This window comes from Sulfurovum sp., assembly GCF_015493435.1.
In the GTDB taxonomy this organism is placed as follows: domain Bacteria; phylum Campylobacterota; class Campylobacteria; order Campylobacterales; family Sulfurovaceae; genus Sulfurovum.
In genome coordinates this window covers 1-18,848 of the sequence record NZ_WGDD01000047.1, presented here as the reverse complement: position 1 = coordinate 18,848, position 18,848 = coordinate 1, and the positions used below count along the sequence as shown (strand labels likewise).

At 41.4% G+C, this 18,848-nt stretch carries 16 protein-coding genes; 8 read left to right on the top strand and 8 right to left on the bottom strand.

Annotation, left to right across the window (positions count from 1 at the left end):
• The first annotated feature begins 3 nt into the window (after window positions 1–3).
• From eno to F8L24_RS07925, 3 genes are read left to right on the top strand one after another with little or no spacing between them, the layout of a single operon-like run.
• A complete protein-coding gene (gene eno, locus F8L24_RS07935; protein ID WP_294954216.1) occupies window positions 4–1,284 on the top strand; it encodes a phosphopyruvate hydratase in 1,281 nt (426 codons plus the stop codon).
• A 3-nt stretch (window positions 1,285–1,287) separates the two neighbouring features.
• Window positions 1,288–1,539 carry a hypothetical protein gene (locus F8L24_RS07930; RefSeq protein WP_294954213.1) on the top strand — a complete coding sequence of 84 codons (252 nt, stop codon included), beginning with the start codon at window positions 1,288–1,290 and terminating at the stop codon, window positions 1,537–1,539.
• 3 nt (window positions 1,540–1,542) lie between these two features.
• Window positions 1,543–2,289: a hypothetical protein gene (locus tag F8L24_RS07925; protein WP_294954210.1), complete on the top strand. Its 747-nt coding sequence runs from the start codon at window positions 1,543–1,545 to the stop codon at window positions 2,287–2,289.
• Here the strand turns inward: F8L24_RS07925 and F8L24_RS07920 are convergent.
• The 6 genes from F8L24_RS07920 to F8L24_RS07895 all read right to left on the bottom strand — a co-directional run bounded on the left by F8L24_RS07920 (window position 2,286) and on the right by F8L24_RS07895 (window position 8,945).
• A complete protein-coding gene (locus F8L24_RS07920) occupies window positions 2,286–3,440 on the bottom strand; it encodes a cation:proton antiporter (protein WP_294954207.1) in 1,155 nt (384 codons plus the stop codon). The genes F8L24_RS07925 and F8L24_RS07920 overlap by 4 nt on opposite strands.
• The gene (locus tag F8L24_RS07915) at window positions 3,427–4,284 is read right to left on the bottom strand and encodes a biotin synthase (RefSeq protein WP_294954204.1); all 858 of its coding nucleotides are present in this window, start codon (window positions 4,282–4,284) and stop codon (window positions 3,427–3,429) included. Before F8L24_RS07915 ends, F8L24_RS07920 begins: the two co-directional genes overlap by 14 nt.
• Before the next feature lie 4 nt (window positions 4,285–4,288).
• Window positions 4,289–6,487, bottom strand: a complete 2,199-nt coding sequence (topA, locus tag F8L24_RS07910; protein WP_294954201.1) for a type I DNA topoisomerase — start codon at window positions 6,485–6,487, stop codon at window positions 4,289–4,291.
• 104 nt (window positions 6,488–6,591) lie between these two features.
• On the bottom strand, window positions 6,592–7,497 hold the full coding sequence (locus F8L24_RS07905) for a DUF2279 domain-containing protein (protein WP_294954199.1): 906 nt from the start codon (window positions 7,495–7,497) through the stop codon (window positions 6,592–6,594).
• Between the two features lie 35 nt (window positions 7,498–7,532).
• Entirely contained in the window at window positions 7,533–8,099 is a 567-nt protein-coding gene (gene dcd / locus F8L24_RS07900; protein ID WP_294954196.1) for a dCTP deaminase, read from the bottom strand.
• Window positions 8,100–8,126: 27 nt separating this feature from the next.
• Entirely contained in the window at window positions 8,127–8,945 is an 819-nt protein-coding gene (locus F8L24_RS07895; RefSeq protein ID WP_294954194.1) for a peptidylprolyl isomerase, read from the bottom strand.
• 115 nt (window positions 8,946–9,060) lie between these two features.
• On the opposite strand from F8L24_RS07895, the gene F8L24_RS07890 reads away from it, so the two are divergent.
• The 3 genes from F8L24_RS07890 to F8L24_RS07880 all read left to right on the top strand — a co-directional run bounded on the left by F8L24_RS07890 (window position 9,061) and on the right by F8L24_RS07880 (window position 14,065).
• Window positions 9,061–11,451, top strand: a complete 2,391-nt coding sequence (locus F8L24_RS07890; protein ID WP_294954191.1) for a multiheme c-type cytochrome — start codon at window positions 9,061–9,063, stop codon at window positions 11,449–11,451.
• A 169-nt stretch (window positions 11,452–11,620) separates the two neighbouring features.
• On the top strand, window positions 11,621–13,207 hold the full coding sequence (locus F8L24_RS07885) for an ABC transporter ATP-binding protein (protein ID WP_294954188.1): 1,587 nt from the start codon (window positions 11,621–11,623) through the stop codon (window positions 13,205–13,207).
• Window positions 13,208–13,228: 21 nt separating this feature from the next.
• Window positions 13,229–14,065: a glycosyltransferase gene (locus F8L24_RS07880; RefSeq protein WP_294954185.1), complete on the top strand. Its 837-nt coding sequence runs from the start codon at window positions 13,229–13,231 to the stop codon at window positions 14,063–14,065.
• Between the two features lie 139 nt (window positions 14,066–14,204).
• Here F8L24_RS07880 and F8L24_RS07875 read toward each other — a convergent pair whose 3' ends face one another.
• The gene (locus F8L24_RS07875) at window positions 14,205–14,975 is read right to left on the bottom strand and encodes a nucleotidyltransferase family protein (RefSeq protein ID WP_294954182.1); all 771 of its coding nucleotides are present in this window, start codon (window positions 14,973–14,975) and stop codon (window positions 14,205–14,207) included.
• Window positions 14,972–15,979: an IS21 family transposase gene (gene istA, locus F8L24_RS07870; protein ID WP_294954180.1), complete on the bottom strand. Its 1,008-nt coding sequence runs from the start codon at window positions 15,977–15,979 to the stop codon at window positions 14,972–14,974. The genes F8L24_RS07875 and istA overlap by 4 nt, the downstream gene beginning before the upstream one ends.
• Window positions 15,980–16,235: 256 nt before the next feature.
• Between istA and F8L24_RS07865 the strand changes: the two genes are divergently transcribed.
• Together F8L24_RS07865 and F8L24_RS07860 are read left to right on the top strand one after the other, a co-directional pair.
• Window positions 16,236–18,053 (top strand): aminotransferase class I/II-fold pyridoxal phosphate-dependent enzyme, encoded by a 1,818-nt coding sequence (locus tag F8L24_RS07865; RefSeq protein ID WP_294954177.1) that lies wholly within the window; start codon window positions 16,236–16,238, stop codon window positions 18,051–18,053.
• 1 nt (window position 18,054) lies between these two features.
• Entirely contained in the window at window positions 18,055–18,738 is a 684-nt protein-coding gene (locus tag F8L24_RS07860; protein ID WP_294954174.1) for a class I SAM-dependent methyltransferase, read from the top strand.
• The last annotated feature ends 110 nt before the right edge of the window (window positions 18,739–18,848 follow it).

Below are 18,848 nucleotides of genomic sequence, written 5' to 3'. Positions count from 1 at the left end.
CAGATGGTTTTTATAGATGAGGTCATAGCAAGAGAAGTGATGGACAGTCGAGGAAATCCAACCGTGAAAGCAACAGTAAGTTTGAGTGACGGGACTGTAGAGAATGCTATCGTACCCAGCGGTGCGAGTACAGGGAAAAGAGAAGCACTTGAGTTACGTGACGGTGGAGACCGCTATCTCGGCAAGGGAGTATTGCAAGCCTGTGATAATGTAAACGGTGCCATTAATGATGCTCTGGTCGGACTTAGCCCGTTCAATCAGGCAGAGATTGATTTGATTATGAAAGAGATAGACGGTACGAGTAATTATGCCAATCTGGGTGCCAATGCGGTGCTGGGTGTTTCCATGGCAGTAGCACGTGCGGCAGCTTCTTCTTTAAAAATGCCTTTATACCGCTATCTCGGTGGGGCAAATGCAGTTACAATGCCTGTTCCTATGCTCAATATCATCAATGGCGGGGAGCATGCAAACAATTCTGTGGATTTTCAGGAATACATGGTCATGCCTGTAGGTTTCGACAGGTTCTCCGAGGGGCTCAGAGCCATATCCGAAGTATACCATCATCTCAAAAAGATCATTGACGGGATGGGCGAAAGTACGGCTGTAGGTGATGAAGGTGGATTTGCCCCGAACCTTAAAAATAATGAAGAACCCATCCAGGTCATTATGCAGGCGATTGAAAAAGCAGGCTACAAACCGGGAGAAGAAATAGCGATAGCCCTGGATGTTGCTGCAAGTGAGATCATGAATGATGCCGGAAAATATGTTCTTCAGTCAGAAAACAGAGCATTAAGCAGCTCAGAACTGATCGCTTATTATGCTGAGATGGTCAGCAAGTATCCGATTGTTTCTCTTGAGGATGGGTTGGGAGAAGATGATTGGGAAGGATGGAAAGAACTTACAGAGGTACTGGGAGACAAAGTACAGCTTGTAGGTGATGATCTTTTTGTAACCAATGTTGAGATCCTTGCTGAGGGTATCGAAAAAGATATTGCGAATTCCATTCTTATCAAACCTAATCAGATCGGTACGGTTTCTGAAACCATGCAAACGGTCAGGCTGGCACAGCGGAACGGATATGCCTGTGTCATGAGCCACCGTTCGGGGGAAAGCGAAGATACTTTTATCGCAGATTTTGCAGTGGCACTCAATACAGGAGAGATCAAGACAGGTTCTACGGCAAGAAGTGACAGAATAGCAAAATACAACAGGCTGCTGGAGATCGAAAGGGAACTGGGGCAGTTCGAATATCTCGGTATGTCTCTTTTTTCAAAACTAGGATAGGATTTGCCGAAGCGTAACAGGGTAGAATCCATAGCCGGGCTCTCAATCAAAGCAATTTTGATTACGGCGATCGGAATTCTGTTCTTTGGTATTTATGTGGGTATTTTGATTTACGGAGAAAATTCACTGACAGTGTTGAATCATCTTCAAGAAAAAAAAGCGATGTTAAAGCAGGAAGAGAGAAATTTGAAGACCGGGAACCAAAAACTTCAAAAAGAGCTTTTTGAACTAAAACAGTTAGAACCAAAGGAGTAGGAAATGAAACAGTATGTATGGGTAGCCGTAATGGTGGCAATGATAGGTGCGAATGCATCAGATAATCCTTTTGATCTTAATACAAATTTCAAAAAGATCGATCAGGCAGAAAACCTGCTTTTAAAAGATCTTGATAAAATTGCCAAAGAAAAAGAAGCCAAAGAAGATGCAGAGCTTGATGCCGAGGTAGAAGATACATCAGACGGGACAGCCGAGGAAGAGAATACCGTGTCGGTGAAAGAGACACCGGAAGAAGTGACAGTGGAAGAAAAGAATGTCACAGTAAAGCCCGAAGGTAAAGGAAAAGCGGAAGTAACGACCAAAACGGATGTTGTCACCATAGAAACCGCACAGGAAAAAGAATCGAGACTCCAAAAAGTTCAAGCTGAGCAGAAACGACTTGAAGCCAAAAGAGATGCAGAACAGAAGGCTGCGGAAGAAAAGAAAAAAGCTGAAAAAAAAGCAGCAAAAGAAGCAGAAGAAGTTGCCCGTATCAAAAAGGCACAGGAAGAAAAAAAGACAGCTGATAAGCTGGCAAAGCTTGAAGCAGAAAAAGCAGCCTTGAAAAAGAAACTGGCAAAGGAAGAGGCGGCAAAAAAAGCTTCAACAGCGAAACAAACTAAAATAAAGAATCTATCTCCTTCCCAAAAAGGTATTGTAGACATCAATATCACCAAAGAAGAAGAGCAAAGAGCCAAAGAAGCGGAAAAAAATCTGGAAGAAGCCATGAAAGAAGTTGACAGAGATTAACGGTTTTCCTGTCTGCTGCTGATCCATTTGATCAGTATCATAGAAAGAAGAATTTCAAAGATGCTGGCAAGTATCAACTGATAATAGCTGAGCATATTCAGCAGTTTTGTTTCATAGCCTATAGTTGCAACGGCAACAAGCAGTGTCAATGGCATAGAGAGAGAAAGGGCAACCAGTAAAGCATCTTTTGGTCCGCCTATATGTTTAAGTACTACTGCTGCAAGTATACGTGAAAGCGTCATTAAAAATGTAATGAGAAAAGCCCCCGCAACCACCCCCTCTTCTGCCAGTGCTCCAAGATCGAATGATGCACCCACATGGATGAAGAAAAGTGGTACCAGAAACCCAAACCCAAGACTGGATATCTTTGCCTCCAGCTGCTTTTCATGATGAAAAAATGCTGAAATGGCAACACCTGCGATAAATGCACCAAGTGCCAATTCCAGTTTCAGATAGAGCATGATAGCGATGAGAATGAAAAAGAGTGCCATGGAAAGCCGGATATCCTGATCGGCAGTATCGAGTCTGGGTATCAGTGTTTTTTTCAGTTCGGGAAGCCACCAGAAGAGTAAACGAAGTATTTTGTAAAGCAGGTAGACAGCGGCAATAAATGCGGTAAGATAACTGACTTTCATGACCAGGGTCATATTGACACCAGTGGTACTTGCGGCATCGAAAATAGTAAGAATGGCAATACTGATGATCTCTCCGAGAATACCGGCAATGAAAGCCAGTTTTATCCAAGGCTGTTCTTTGCCATAGGTTTTAGCGAGAGAGGCCAGGATACCAATTGAAATAAGCGGCATGGAAATGATAGTGATAGTATTGAGGTGAAACATGATCCCTGACGTGACCGAGAACAGTGCCATCAATCCCAGAAAAAGCATTGATCTTCTAATTATCGCTTTGGGGCTCTGTGTGATCTGTTTTAAGTCCACTTCCATACCGGCAAGAAACATCAGGTAAAGAAAGCCCACTTCCGCAATAATGTCAAAATATTGATTGTGACCGATCAGTCCGAGGTAGGCAGTGATCGAACCGAGAATGATTTCAACGGGAGGAGTGGGCATACGCAGAAGCTTTGAAACAAAGGGACTGCCCCAGATCAAAAGCGAAAGGCTTAGAATGAGGGTAATATCAGTGTGAATCACAATGTGTGGCTACCTCATAGCCCAGTTTCTTCAGCATCTGCCGGTCTTTCCCCGGAGCTGTGCCGGAAGTCGTCAGATAATTGCCTATGACTATGGCATTGGCTCCCGCTTGGAACATTTTTTCCTCCTGTCCGTTAAAAAGCAGTTCTCTGCCGCCGGCTACCATAAGAAGTTTCTCTTTTCCCAGAAGCGTATAAGCCTTTTGTATGATCTCCAGTGCCTCGTCAAGTTCTATATTTCTGGTTTTGATAGGTAGCGCAGGGTTGGGATGGTAAAAGTTGAGAGGGCTTGATTCAGGTTGAAGAGAGGCAATTGCTTCCAGTAGGCTGTCACGGTCTTTTTCTGTTTCTCCCATACCGAATATGCCGCCGCTGCAGAGTGCAAGACCGACTGCTTTAACATTTTCACACGTCTCATAACGTTCATGCCAGCTATGTGTCAGACAGATTTCCGGATAATACCTTTCGGAGGTTTCCAGGTTGTGGTTGTAGCTGTCTATGCCATGTGCTTTCAGGTAGGCAAGCTGTTCTCTGTCTGCAGTACCGTTGCAGGCAATCAGATTCAATCCTTCTACCTCGGCTTTGATTGCCTGAGCCGTGCGGGCTACAAAGTCGACTTTCTTGTCGTCAAGTCCTTTTCCTGCTGTGACAAGACAGTATCCCAGGGCACCGTTGGCTTTGGCCTGTTTGGCTTCCTGTACAATCTGTACGATCTGTTTGTAACTGTATCGTTCTATATCTGCATGGTATCTGACACTCTGTGTGCAGAACTTGCAGTCTTCCTTGCAGGTTCCACTGAGAATATTGTTAATGGCACATAAAAAGATATGTTTCTGCGCGGACATGTGCCTACTGTGCCTCTTCTTTGTGTTTGCATTTGAAGCATTCAAAGATCTCTTTGCCCCGAAGTGTCTTTTTACCCATGGTGTAGCCGCATTCCGGGCATTTTTTGTCTACCGGTTCAAAGTTGGCTATGAACTTGCACTTGGGGTAATTCTCGCAGCCGAAGAACTTGCCCCGTCTGCCTTCTCTTTCCTGGAGCTTTCCTCCGCATTCCGGACAGGGAACACTTAATTCTTTGGGCGGGGTAAGTGATTTCGCATTTTTGCACTTGGGGTAGGCGGAACAGGCAAGGAATTTTCCTCTTTTGGAATTTTTTATGACCATGGGAGAACCGCACTTTTCACATTTTTCATCGGTCTCTTCAGGTTGTTCCACTTCTGTACCGTCAGTATTTTTAGTGTATTTGCACTTAGGAAAGTTGCTGCATGCGATAAATTCGCCGTAACGGCCTTTACGTAACAGAAGCTCTGAGCCGCATTTTGGGCAGTTTTCTCCCGTCGGTGTTGCAACTTTGAGACTTTTGATATTTTTTTTGCCCTCTTCCACCTTATGCATAAAGGGAGTATAAAATTCTTTGAGGATCGTCTGCCAGTCTGTTTCTCCGTCTGCAACTTTATCCAGCGTCTCTTCCATCGTAGCAGTAAATCCGCTGTCTACGATTTCGGGAAAATGTTTTTCCAACATTTCGATGACGGTAAAGGCGATCTCTGTAGGGTGAATACGTTTCTTCTCTATCTCTATATATTTTCTGGTCTGTAAAATAGTGATCGTTGGGGCATAGGTGCTTGGCCGGCCGATTCCCAGGGATTCCAGCTTTTTGATGAGGCTGGCTTCATTATAGCGTGCCGGAGGTTCGGTAAAATGCTGTTCTGCTTTGATGTCATCAAGAGAGACAGCCTGCCCTTTTTCCAGAGAAGGAAGCAGTTTGTCTTTTTCACTGTATCCGGTTACTTTGTAAAAGCCGTCAAAAAGCAGTTTCCTTCCGCTGGCTTTAAAGGTACATTTCTGACCCTTGAAAAGAATGGTTTGGGATTCAAGCTCCGCTTCGGTCATCTGGCAGGCAAGAAAGCGGTTGTAGATGAGCCGGTAGAGTTTCAGTTCATCTGCATTGAGGAACTTGGCGGCAAGTGCTGCATCAAAGTCTACACGTGTTGGACGGATCGCTTCGTGTGCTTCCTGTGCGCCTTTTGCTTTCGTGGCATAGTTTTTTGCTTTTGCCGGAAGGTATTTATCTCCATAGGTATGCTGAATATATTCGCGGGATGCCTCTATTGCTTCTTTCGCAAGGTTAAGCGAGTCAGTTCTCATATAGGTGATGACACCCATGGTTCCCTTGTCTGTTTTGACACCTTCATACAGCTTCTGTGCGACCATCATTGTCTTTTTGGGTGAAAATCCAAGCTGTGTGGAGGCTGCCTGCTGAAGCGTAGACGTCATGAACGGCGGTGGTGTTTTTGTTTTTCGTTTGGTCTTTTCAATAGATGTGACCGAAAATGACTCACCTTTGGCAGAATCTACGATCTCATTGGCATCTACATCGGTTTTAATGGTGAGTTTGTCAATTTTGAGGCCGTTATAGTCATAAATAGAAGCATCAATATTTTTTTGAAAAAGGGCATTTATGGTCCAGTATTCTTCCGGTTTGAATGCTTTTATCTCTCTTTCTTTGTCTACCACGATCTTGAGGGTGGAACTTTGCACTCTTCCGGCACTTAAGCCTTTTTGGATCTTGCTTGCCAGCAGAGGAGAAAGCTTGTATCCTACGATACGGTCAAGCAGGCGTCGAGTCTGCTGGGCATCCACACTGTCCATATCAACTTTTCTTGGTGTTTCAAGGGCATGCTGTATGGCTGATTTGGTGATCTCGTGAAAGACGATACGCGGCAGTTCAGTCGGTTCTTTCCCTATTGCCTTGGCAATATGGTAGCCTATGGCTTCCCCTTCACGGTCCTCATCGGTCGCGATATAGACGGTTTCTGCCTCTTTTGCCAGCTTTTTCAGTTCTTTGACGGTAGGATTGGCATCTCTCGGGATGGAGTATTTGGGAACAAGGTCGCCCGTTGTCTCATCAATGGTAATGCCGAATGTACTCTTGGGCAAGTCTCTGATATGCCCTTTGGAAGCGATGACTTTGTAGTCCTTGCCCAGGAAATTGGTAATCGTACGTGCTTTTGCCGGGGATTCGACGATAATTAAATTTTTCATTCATACCTTACTTTATATATAGGAAATCCATATTAATTTTTGGCATTGTAACACAAAAGTAGATAAAAGGCTATGGGATGCAATGAAATAAAGCGTGAAATGCTTTATTTCTGGTATCCGTGATATGGTCTTGAATACGGCTTGAAATAGCTTTGGCTGTCAAAGTCATAGCTGAATGGCACATAAGTATACGGTAACTGATAATAGTTAAATATTTTTCCTGTTTTCTTCCATCCCCATGAAGCAAGCACTTCAGAAACATTGATGCCGATCCCGATATAAATGTTTCTCTCTTTTTGTTCATAGTTTTCATAGTTCTGGTAACCGCGGGTATAATACCCCAGCTGGAGCTCTCCGTATTTGAGCAGGTTGTCCTGCATGCTTTTAAAACCGCTGAATTTCAGAGCAAACAGATATTTCATCGAATTGTACTGGGTAAAGATATCTCCGCCTCCCTGGAAGTCCGGAAGATATTCTAGTCTGAGATCCACTTTGTTCTTCAGTGAGGGATACTTTTCTCTGGCATAATAGAAGAGTGCCCCTACCGTATTGGCAACGACATCTTCATAGGAGAAGCCTTGTGTCGTACTGAACGAATCTCCCAGCTCCATCAGAAACTGGAAAGACCATGCTGAGAGAGAACCGTAAATGTTGGAACGTTCCGTATCCATACCCCAGAACTCATACAGAGAGGAGAATCCCAGAGACCACAGGTAGGTAGAATACATATGGCCCAGTTTGTCTGCTCCGCCGTATTTGGTGTCATGCTGGAACCATTGTTCGCTTCCCAGGCGGGGAGCTGTACTGAAGTAGTCCCAGAAAGCAACTCCCCAGACTGTTACAAGGGCAGCGCCGGCAATATTGGTATAAAGAACTCTGTCCATGAGTTCTTCTTCGGACTGTGCCGGTTTCATGATGGAGTTATATACTGTGTCGCCGAAAGATTCCTGAGGAATCTCTTCGGCAAAGAGACTTAGAGAGATAAGAAGTGAAAGAAGCAATGCACGCACAGGGAAAACCTTTTTTCTAAAATGGGTAGAGTATACTATGTTTGTTTTAAGATTCTCGGAAGGGTAATCCCGGTTTGGCTCTGGTATTTTCCTTTGCGGTCGCTGTACGTGGTTTCACATGCTTCGTCCCCCTGGAGGAAAAGGACCTGCGCAATGCCTTCATTGGCATAAATTTTTGCAGGGAGCGGTGTGGTATTGGATATCTCAATGGTGATATGCCCTTCAAAACCGGGTTCGAACGGAGTCACATTCACGATAATACCGCATCGTGCATAAGTACTTTTTCCCAGGCAGATCGCGAGTGTATCACTGGGCATTTTGAAATATTCGATTGTGCGTGCCAGGGCGAAAGAGTTGGGCGGAACGATACAGACATCGCCTTTGAAATCCACCACATTGTTATGGTTGAAATCTTTAGGGTCTACTACTTCGGCATTGATATTGGTGAAGATCTTGAATTCATCAGAGACACGGATATCATAGCCGTAGGAGCTCAGTCCGTAACTGACGACACCTTCACCTACCAATCCTTCACAAAAAGGGGTGATCATTGCTTCGTTGGTTGATTTCTCACGTATCCACTTATCCGGTTTCAATCCCATATTCTTTTCCTTCCTATCGATCGATGATTATTTTCTCAGTATTTTTATATCTGCCTGAGTTTTCATTTTGGAGAAGTAGTCTTTCAGTGCCTGCGCCTGCTGCTCTTGTCTCCATCGTCCTGCCACGGCATTCTTTGCTTCTTCAAAAGACATCAGTTTCGCTCCGTTTTTGCCTTTGACCTGATAGACAACCCATCTGTCCCCGGCATTGATCGGTTTGGTAAATCGGCCGTCAGGGGTGGAGAGAAGCATGGAGAGCATGGCAGGGTTCATTCCTTTGGTTTTTTTTGTCTGGGTAATGCTTCTTATCCCTTTGCTTTTTCCTGTACGTAGAAAATTCTGCAGGGCTTTCTCCGAATGTGCAGAGTATTCTGTAAGATTGAGAGAACTCGGCATCATGAAAGCCTCTTTGTGGTTTTCATAATAGAGCTTAAGCTGCCCTTCGCTGGGAGGAAGGATGGTTTTTGAAACTTTTTCTCTGAAAAAGCGTTCTTTTTTCATTGCCTGTCGTATAGATTCACGGTATTTACTCCAGGGGGTACCCTGCTGTTTCAGGAGTTTTTGCATTTTGGGGACACTGATATTGTTGAGGTTGGCAATCTGTGTGATCTTCGCATCAATGGTTTCTTCCGAAATTTTGATATTTTTCATTGCTGCTTTCTGGAGTCGGTCCTGTATCAGGAGATCGATGGCTTCCTGTTTGGGAACACCGGCCTTTTCCTGTACTCTGCGTATCTCGGATGTGGTGATCGCCTGCCCGTTGACCGTGATCGCAACGGCATCCACTATTTTGGCTTGCGCAAAGGTCAGAAAAGTGAGTAGTCCAAGTAGTATCAGTCTGTTCATATAGTAGTTTCCCTCAAATGATATAGCAATGATTATAGCATAAACGGGTAAATCTCAAATGAATATAATAATATTTTTGGATATAATCATATTTTATACCGGAGGGTCAAAATAGATGAAAAAAATAATTGTCTGTATGGTATTAGTATCGGTTTTGCTGTCTGCAAATGTGAAAAACAGCTGTCTCTCATGTCATAAAGGTATTGAGCCCATCAGAGATCACCAGTCTAAAATGATGCAGAAAATATTTCAGCTTGCAGCGAAGGCCGGTGCTGAGGGAAATGACTGTGTCGTATGTCATGGCGGCAGTCCTCAGGAGAGCGAGAAAGCTAAAGCGCACAGCGGTACACTGGACTACTTCCTCAAGCACAAAGGTCCCAAAAACTTCTATCCGGCACCGGGAAGTCCCTGGATCAACGAGCATACCTGCGGAATGTGTCATCCCAAGCAGGTTGCCGCACAGTGGAACAACCTGATGAATACAGAAGGGGGTAAGATCCACGGTGCACTCTGGGGGTTTGGTGCTAAAGAAGGATATAAACATACTGCCGGTAATTTTAACGGGAAGAACCTGCATCAGCGTATCGGTACAGAAGTGTACAGAAAGTATATGGCAAAACTTGCCAGGGAAGAGCCGCAGGGTTTTCCGGAAAAAATGCATGAGATACCCAAAGCACCTACCGCAGAAGAGATAGACAAAGACCCTACCCTGTCAGTCTATACCTATCTGCGCCAGGAGTGTCTGCGCTGCCATACCAGCGGAAAAGGGCGCAAGCGCAGAGGGGATTACCGGGGGATAGGATGCTCTTCCTGTCATATTCCCTACTCGAATGCGGGGCTTTATGAGGGGAATGACCCGACCATAGACAAAAAAGAACATGGACATTCGCTCGTTCACGAGATACAGTCGTCACGCAAAGTAAAAGTACAGGTACATGGTACCCAGTACAGCGGTATTCCGGTGGAAACCTGTACGACTTGCCACAACAGAGGAAAGCGGATCGGGGTTTCCTATCAGGGATTGATGGAAACAAACTATCAGGCTACTTTTGACAGCGAGGGAAACGGGCAGCCCAAACTGCATACCAAACGCTATCTGCATTTGCAGGAAGACATCCACTATTCCAAAGGAATGCTCTGCCAGGACTGCCATACCTCCCAGGATCACCATGGAGACGGAACTTTTAGAGGGGCCAATCTTGGTGCGGTAGAGATAGAGTGTCAGGACTGCCACGGTACCACGGACAAATATCCGTGGGAGTTGCCGCTGGGATACTCTGACGAGTTTAAAACGAAGCCTAAAACAGGAAAGGCGAGGGGCACGACAAAAAACCTGGCAGCATATTTGAAACAAGGTGCCATTCCAAAAGACAAGGGAGACGGTTTCCTGCTCTCTGCACGGGGCAACCCTCTTGTCAAAGCAGTCAGAAAAGGTGACAAGGTTGTCATGCATCTTGCTTCAGGAAAAGATATTACACTGACGCCGCTTAAAGGATTGAAACAGGAGGGCAAGCTGTCAAAAGAAGGCTTGGTGGCGATGGATCAGATCAAAGCCCATACTGACAGACTGGAATGTTATACCTGTCATGCTACCTGGGCACCGCAGTGTTACGGCTGCCATGTCAAGATCGACTATTCCGGCGGTAAGCAGAACCCTGACTACCTTGCTGCATCACACAGTCATCATAACGGAGTTACCGGAGATGTAAAGAATTTAAAGGATTTTCTGGTTGACGGAAAGGTGACAGAGACGCGTAGTTACCTGCGCTGGGAAAACCCGGCGTTGGCACAGAACGGAGAGGGAAGGATCTCTCCTGTTATCCCTGGGTGCCAGGTGATCCTGACAGTCATAGGCAAAGATGGAAAAGCAAAACTGCAGAATCACATTTTTAAACTTAAGGGTGTAGAAAAAGGCAAAGGTGTCAACATTCCCAAAGAGGGTGTCAATTCGATTGTCATGTCACCTGTCAACCCACATACCATAACGAAAAAAGGAAGAAGCTGTGAAAGCTGTCATAGCAGTGCCAAAGCACTGGGATATGGTATCAACGGGGGTAAATATTTTGCAGATCAGAGTAAAACAACCATTGTAGATCTGATGACAGCAGATCAGAAAGTATTGCCAAGACAGGTTGACGAACAGATACCGGCTGTACCAAATCTCAAAGATGATCTTTCCCGTTTTGTAGATGAGAACGGGACACAGATTCAAACGGTAGGAGACCACTGGAAACTCTCGCAGGCGCTTGGCAATGAAACCCGAAGCAAGCTTGACAGAAGAGGTGTTTGCTTAAGCTGTCACCAGGAAATGCCAAGTGAAGACCTTGCTGTGTCCCTGATGGTACACACCGCGAAATTTGCAGGTGTCAAGATCGATAACAAGATGCATCATACGATCGTTCACAAAACCATTCTGTTAAGTGCCTGGGTACAGGTACTGGCAGGACTGGTACTTGGGGGAAGCCTGGTATATTGGCTGATGAGACGAAGAAAACGAAGAAGGTGATAAATAAAAATGAAGTTAGACACACTAAATAATAGTATAAAGGAATTTTTTGGAGATAGTTAAAAAGCTAAATTTATTATTGTCTAAACACGATAAGAAATTTTTACTGTTTTTGCTGGGCTTTTCCATTATGGTTTCTATGATTGAAACAATCGGGATATCTGCGATTATGCCTTTTATTGCAGTTGCCAGTGATTTTAATGTAATTCAAACAAACAAATATTATCACTTTTTTTATGCATTGTTCGGATTTGGAAGTGAAGCAAATTTTGTCATAGCCTTTGGTCTTATGCTTGTGGTGTTTTATATTTTTCGTGGTGCTGTCAATTTTTTGTATTCTTATTATCTGGCAAAATTTTCAAAAGGCCGTTATTATGTGATTGCCTACAAAATTTTTGAAAATTATCTTGGTATGCCATATCGGAGTTTTATTGAACGCAATAGCAGTGATCTGATAAAAACAGTTGTCAGCGAAGCGCAAAATCTGACATCGCTGATCTCGGCACTGCTTTTTATGCTAAGTGAAATTTTTGTCATTATTTTGATCTACAGTCTGCTTTTGTATGTGAATTGGAAGATTGCATTGGTTCTTACCCTTGTATTGGGAGTAAATGCTCTATTGATGACGCAGACAGTTTCAAAATTCATTAAACGTTTGGGTAAAAAAAGAGCCCAGTATGAAAAGACTTTTTTCAAAGTGGTTTCCACAACACTCAGCAATTTTAAAATGATCAAACTGCATGGGGATGAAAAGAAAATATTAAAAACATTTTCAGATATAGGGAACCAGTATGCCAATACGTTTATTGCCAATGAAACATTTTCAAACCTGCCAAGGCTTTTTCTTGAAGCACTGGGATTTTCCATTGTCGTTGCCATTGTTGTATATCTTGTCTATATGAACCAGACAGACATTTCCAGTCACTTTGGGGTACTTTCTATATTTGTACTGGGCCTGTACCGCCTTCTTCCTTCCTTTCATCGAATTCTAAGCAGTTACAACCATATCCAGTTTAACAGACAGGCTTTGGACATTGTTCATAATGATCTTATTTATGAAGTAGAAGACCTTGCAAATGAAAAAATAGAATTTTGTGATGAAATTTATCTGGAGCATGTAAGTTTTTCCTATATTGAAGGGAAAGAGATATTAAAGGATGTGGACCTAACGATCAAAAAAGGTGAAAAAATTGCTTTTGCCGGTGAAAGCGGCAGCGGTAAAAGTACTCTGGTAGATATCATCATAGGCCTTTATCGGCCTCAGTACGGTACAGTTTATGTAGACAATACACCATTAAGTGAGCAAAATATACGAAGCTGGAGACAAAAAATCGGTTATATTCCGCAGAGTATTTATTTACTTGACGGAACAGTTGCCGAGAATGTGGCTATGGGTGAAGAGATTGAGAAGGAAAAAATGATGATCGCATTGAAAAAAGCCAATATATGGAATTTTTTGGTAGAACACCATAATGGTATGGATACTCTGGTGGGAGAGGGAGGTACCAAGCTGAGCGGGGGACAGAAACAGCGTGTTGCCATTGCAAGAGCACTTTATTCCGACCCTGAGGTCCTTGTTCTTGATGAGGCAACTTCTGCCCTGGACAATGAAACAGAATCCAAAATAATGGATGAAATTTACAATGTAAGTGAGGGGAAAACACTTATTATTATTGCCCACAGATTAAGCACATTGGACAGATGTGAAAAGATATATTATTTGGAAAATGGAATGCTTTCGGAAAAGCATAAATAGGTATACTTTTTAAGAGATATAATGTTAAAAAGATTAAAGCAGTATTTGTATAACTTTTGGTGTCATAAAGACCGGATATGTTCTGTTCAAGATAATGTGGTAGCACTGAAACCATTTTATTACAGTTTGGAGATGCTTTGTATAAACAAAGGATATCCCTATAATAGAATTCTGCATCGAACATTATTGTGGGATGATTGTGAACCAAAATCACAAATGCACCATATCTGTTCAGTGAGAAGAAATACCCCTGATATATATCATGTAATGTGGAATAAAAAAAACATAGAAGCACTTGTCCGACAGACAGGAATGGATTTTTATTTTAAGTATCCAAGAAAAATACAACAGGCAGATATTGCAAGATATATAGTAATGAAGCATTATGGAGGTATATACTTTGACTTTGATATTTCTATGAATAGTACCTTGGATACCTTATTAATAGAAACCGGCTTGCTTGTAAGTGGCAGACTTCCTGAATCTTATTGCATCCTTTTTGAGGAACACCGTTGGAAAAATGTAGAGGAAGCAGTTGGAGAAAAAGACCAGTCGATCCGTTTCTTTTTAGAGCCGAAATATCGTACAGAAGCACTTGTGAGAGTAGCGAATTATGCTATGCTTTGTAGCCCAGAACATCCATTTATGGAAAAAGTAATAGAAGAATGCCAAAAAAGAGCCTCTTTGGAAATAAAATGTGATTATGACGTTCTTTTTACGACAGGACCGGATGTTGTTTCTCACGTATATCATTTAACCGATGAGTACTTCAGAAAAGCCAATAATATTGTTTTAGTTCCACAAGAAAGACACAAGGTGTTTATTGTCCATCATTGTTCCGGAGTATGGAGAAATTGAAATATATATCTCTGATTAGCGTTTTATAAAATTTTATTTTTTATATTTAAAATGACGGTGTGTGCTGCGCCATCCTTTTTTTAGAAATAATATTGGCAGTTCTGTTACAGATGAAAGTTTCCAACAATACATCAAGTAATCAAAATAAGAAGAAGGACGTAAATAGAAATAGGGACTTGTTGCTCTTGCCTGAGAATAACGGATAAAGTTGGTTTTGTACCAACGGAATACTTCTTTCTAATACGTTTTTAGGAATATTGACATTGAATTCAGATGAAAGATATTGCATAGCATATGAAAAAAGTAAGACCACTTTACGTTTTTTAATTTCTTCAATCAATCTTTCCCACGCTATCTCATTTTGGTCAATAATAATTTTTGCATCGACAATCCAGCGTATAGGGAAAAGTTCATTAAATCTAAGGCCATGAATGCAAACATGCATTAAGTGATCAGTTGCATCAAGTGTATAAAGAGGAAAGCCATTCAGTTGAACTGGTTGTTTATTTTGCCAAAGGCTATCGTCATCATGCAATCCACAGTTTTTAAAGAAGATGTGCCAATGTAGATCAACTTCCTGTTTATTGTCTTTGTGTACAAAGTCGATTGAATGCTGTAGGTATAAATAGGACTCTTTAAATGGGAAAATAAATTCTTTTTTTGGTTGATACCCAAGGTCCTGAAGAATCTGTATAGCACGTCTGACATTATTAGGCGAAACCAATATATCAAGATCACTCATGTGCCGTATGCCCATGTCTTTGTAATACAGTATTGTTAGTGCAACACCTTTTAAAAGCAGGCAGTCAATTTCGGCTTCATGAAATTGTTTCAAAATAGGAGTCGCATTATGAAAAATCATTTGATTTTTATACCAAGTCTGACGATAGATCCCTTTAAATTTATTCATGAGGGGATGGTCAATATTATATTCTTTGAGTTTAATCTCAGCGGATGCAGCGCCGGTTTGTCCAGCATGCTGAACAGCTCGGTTCTGCTTTTACCTAGACGGCGGATCACTTTGTTGTTATAATCGTCAAGCAGTGAGGCAATGGCATCATTGAGTTCATTGATATCGAAGAAAGTACGATGTCGCAGTTTCATCAGGATCCAGCGCTGTATGCCTTTAACCCCCGCTTCTACTTTTCCTTTGTCCTGTGGATGGTAAGGACGTGCAGGCACAATGGCAGTACCGTAGTGTCTTCCCATATCGGCGTAACTCTCATTGAGAACAATCTTCTTTCGGGTGTGTGTAATCACGGCGGCTTTGAGATTATCCGGAACGATCTGGTTTGCTACACCGCCATAGAAGGCAAAGGCTTTGTTGTGGCATTCGATGAAATCCTCTGTATTCTGGCTCATAACGGCATGTACGAAAGTATAGCCAGACGCTCCCAGTACGGCAACGAAGATCTGTGCTTTTTTCACTTCACCGGTGATAGCATTCGCCACGGATATGGTCAGTCCGCTGAAGTCGACGAAGAGTTTGTCTCCTGCATAGTGTATCTGTCTCATGGAAGGATTCAACTGCTTCTTGTATCGGTTGTAGTACTCCTTGAACTGGGTGTAGCCGTAACCGTTAGGATGTTGTTCTTTGTACTCTTCCCACAACAGCTGTCTGGTCATTGAGTTTTTAGACAGTTCTGTGTGAATGTAGTTCCAGTCGGGATGGGGTTTGTCTGTACGGCTTTGTTGGTACTGCTTGAGTTCAGGAAACAGCAGTGAGAGCAGCTGATGCTCTTGCATCGCCAACGCCTCATTGATCTCAAGACCACTCTTCTCGAAACGGGTGGTAAAGTTGGAAACAGCGGATTTGGAGGCAATACCGAGTGTTTCGATATTCCTGTTGGATAGATCACCAAGATATTTGAGTCTCAGCACCTCTTTGACGGTACTTATGGATAGTCTCCGCATAAAAGCCCTTTTTAGGCTGTATTTTAGTGAGAATATCCAACAACTTAATACAAACTTACGCGCCGGTCAAGAGGCTAAAGTGTCCACATGCACTCCGGCGAGGTGTCCACATGTGCTCCGGCGCACTGTCCACATCAACTCCGGCACGGTGTCCAAATGCGGCCGGCGCCAACACCCCCAAAGTATTTTAAACATATAATACATATTATAGATATAAAACTGGATTTATTTACTTAATAGAAAGTCTAAGGCGAGTATGCAAGCATTAATTTTAGCCGCAGGTAGCGGAAGCAGACTGGGAAAACATACGAAAGAAAACACAAAGTGTATGGTCAAGCTCAATCATAAAAGATTGATCGACTATATACTTGAAATTCTTAATCATAGGAAAATCAAGAAACTGATAATAGTTGTAGGGTATCAAAAAGAAAACCTCATGAATCATGTAGGCACTCAGTATAAAAATATAAAAATCGAATACATAGAAAATCCAATATATGATAAAACAAACAATATTTACTCCCTTTTTCTTGCAAAGGACAAATTGGCACAGGATGATACTATCCTGCTGGAAAGTGATCTTATATTTGAAGAAAAAATTCTAAAAAGGCTTTTAGAAGATAAACGAAAATCGTTAGCTGTAGTTGATAAATATCAGATATGGATGGATGGTACATCTGTCATATTGGATGCTAATGACAATATTCTAAGCTTTGTGACTAAAGGGCTTTTTAATTTTAAAGATATTGATCAGTATTATAAAACTGTTAATATTTATAAGTTTTCCAAAGAATTTTCTCGAAAAATATATATTCCTTTCCTTGAAGCCTACTCAAAAGCCATGGGGGACAATGAATATTACGAATCAGTATTAAGAGTTCTTACTCTTTTGGGTGATATTGAGCTGAAAGCTTTACGTTTGAATGGTGAAAAATGGTATGAAATAGATGATATTCAGGATAAAAAAAATGCTGAGATTATTTTTGCACCCTCCGGTAAAAAAAAATTAGATCTTATTCAGTCACATTATGGGGGATATTGGCGTTTTCCAAATCTAAAAGATTTTTGTTATTTGGTAACTCCCTATTTCCCGCCGCAAAAAATGCAGGAAGAAATCAAAACTCATTTTTATGAACTTCTTTCTCAATATCCATCCGGACAAGAGATACAAAAATTACTTGCAGGAAAACTTTTTGGTATTGGAGTAGGCAATATAGTGGTGGGAAACGGTGCAGCAGAAATCATTCGGTATTTAAGTACTGTCATAGAAGGAACTGTTGGATTGCCATTCCCTACATTCAATGAATATCCTGAATGTTTAGGAGCAGACAGAATAGTACAATTCACACCTTCGAATAAGGATTTTTCATATAGTCTAAAAGATATGATAGAGTTATCAAAAAAATGTGATAATCTATTGCTTATTAATCCTGATAATCCAAGTGGAAACTTTATTTCCAAAAATGACTTGTTAATGCTTGCGAATGAACTACTGCGGAGCGGTAAAAACTTTATATTGGATGAATCATTTGTAGATTTTTCTTCCAAAGGAGAAGAGGAAAGTTTACTTACACAGACAGTATTAGATAGGTATCCAAACCTTGTCATTATAAAAAGTATTTCTAAAAGCTATGGCATTCCCGGATTAAGATTGGGTATTCTTGCTACATCAAATACAAAAATCATATCCGCTATTCAGGAAAAAATGCCTATTTGGAACATTAATTCATTGGGAGAATTCTTCTTGCAAATAATTGGCAAGTATTTAAAGGAATACAAGGAAGGGTGTATTAAACTTTCGGAGGAAAGAAATAGATTTTATAAAAAACTTCAAAATATCTCTTTTCTAAGAGTGATTCCTTCTCAGGCAAATTATTTCTTAGTTCATGTGATTGATAGATTTAGTGCTCGTGAGTTGACAGAACTGCTGTTATTTAAATACAATATTTACGTTAAAGATTTGACTGGGAAAAAAGGTTTTGAGGAGCATGAATGCATTAGAATTTCTGTCAGAAATTCCGATGACAATACTCTCATGATAAATGCACTTCAGCAAATATCAGAAAGAAGTTAAAATGATGAACTGGCAACATATTTACAATAATCAGTATCGTCTTGAACGATATATACAGGAGTTATTGCTAAAAGTAGACGGATTTGATAGTCCTACCGGATATTTTAGTGTAGAAGATTGGACAAAATATACTCAGTATCACTATGGAAAACTTGCTATAAAACCTACTGATTCCATTTTTGAGGTTGGATGTGGGGCTGGAGCATTTTTATATCCTCTCTTCCTGCAGAAGCATCGGGTAGGTGGTATAGATTTTGCAAACTCTTTAACATCCTTGGCAAATGCGCTCATGCCAAACTGTAATTTTCAAACAGCTGAGGCTATAGAACTTAACGCAGAGCAAAATCATGATGTAGTTCTGAGTCATGGTGTATTTTTATATTTTGAAAACTTAAATTATGCGAGGGAAGTGATCATAAAAATGATCCAAAAAGCAACTTCTACTATTGCTATCCTTGATATCAATGATGCAGATAAAGAACATGAATATCATCAACTCAGAATGAAGACCATGACAAAAGAAGAATATGAAAAGAAATACAGTGGTTTATCCCATCATTTTTATAATAAATCTTTTTTTGAAGATATTGCAAAAGAATATAAGTTAGATATAGAAGTATGGGATCAAACTTTCAAAAAGTATAACAATTCCCAATTTAGATTTAATGTTATAATGAAAAAATAGTGAAATTTAATGTTTGAAAAGTCTAAATCAATAGTGAAAACCTACGTAATGAAGCATAAAGCATTTGCTAATATATTAAGGTTCGTGTATCAAAAAACCATATTGAAATA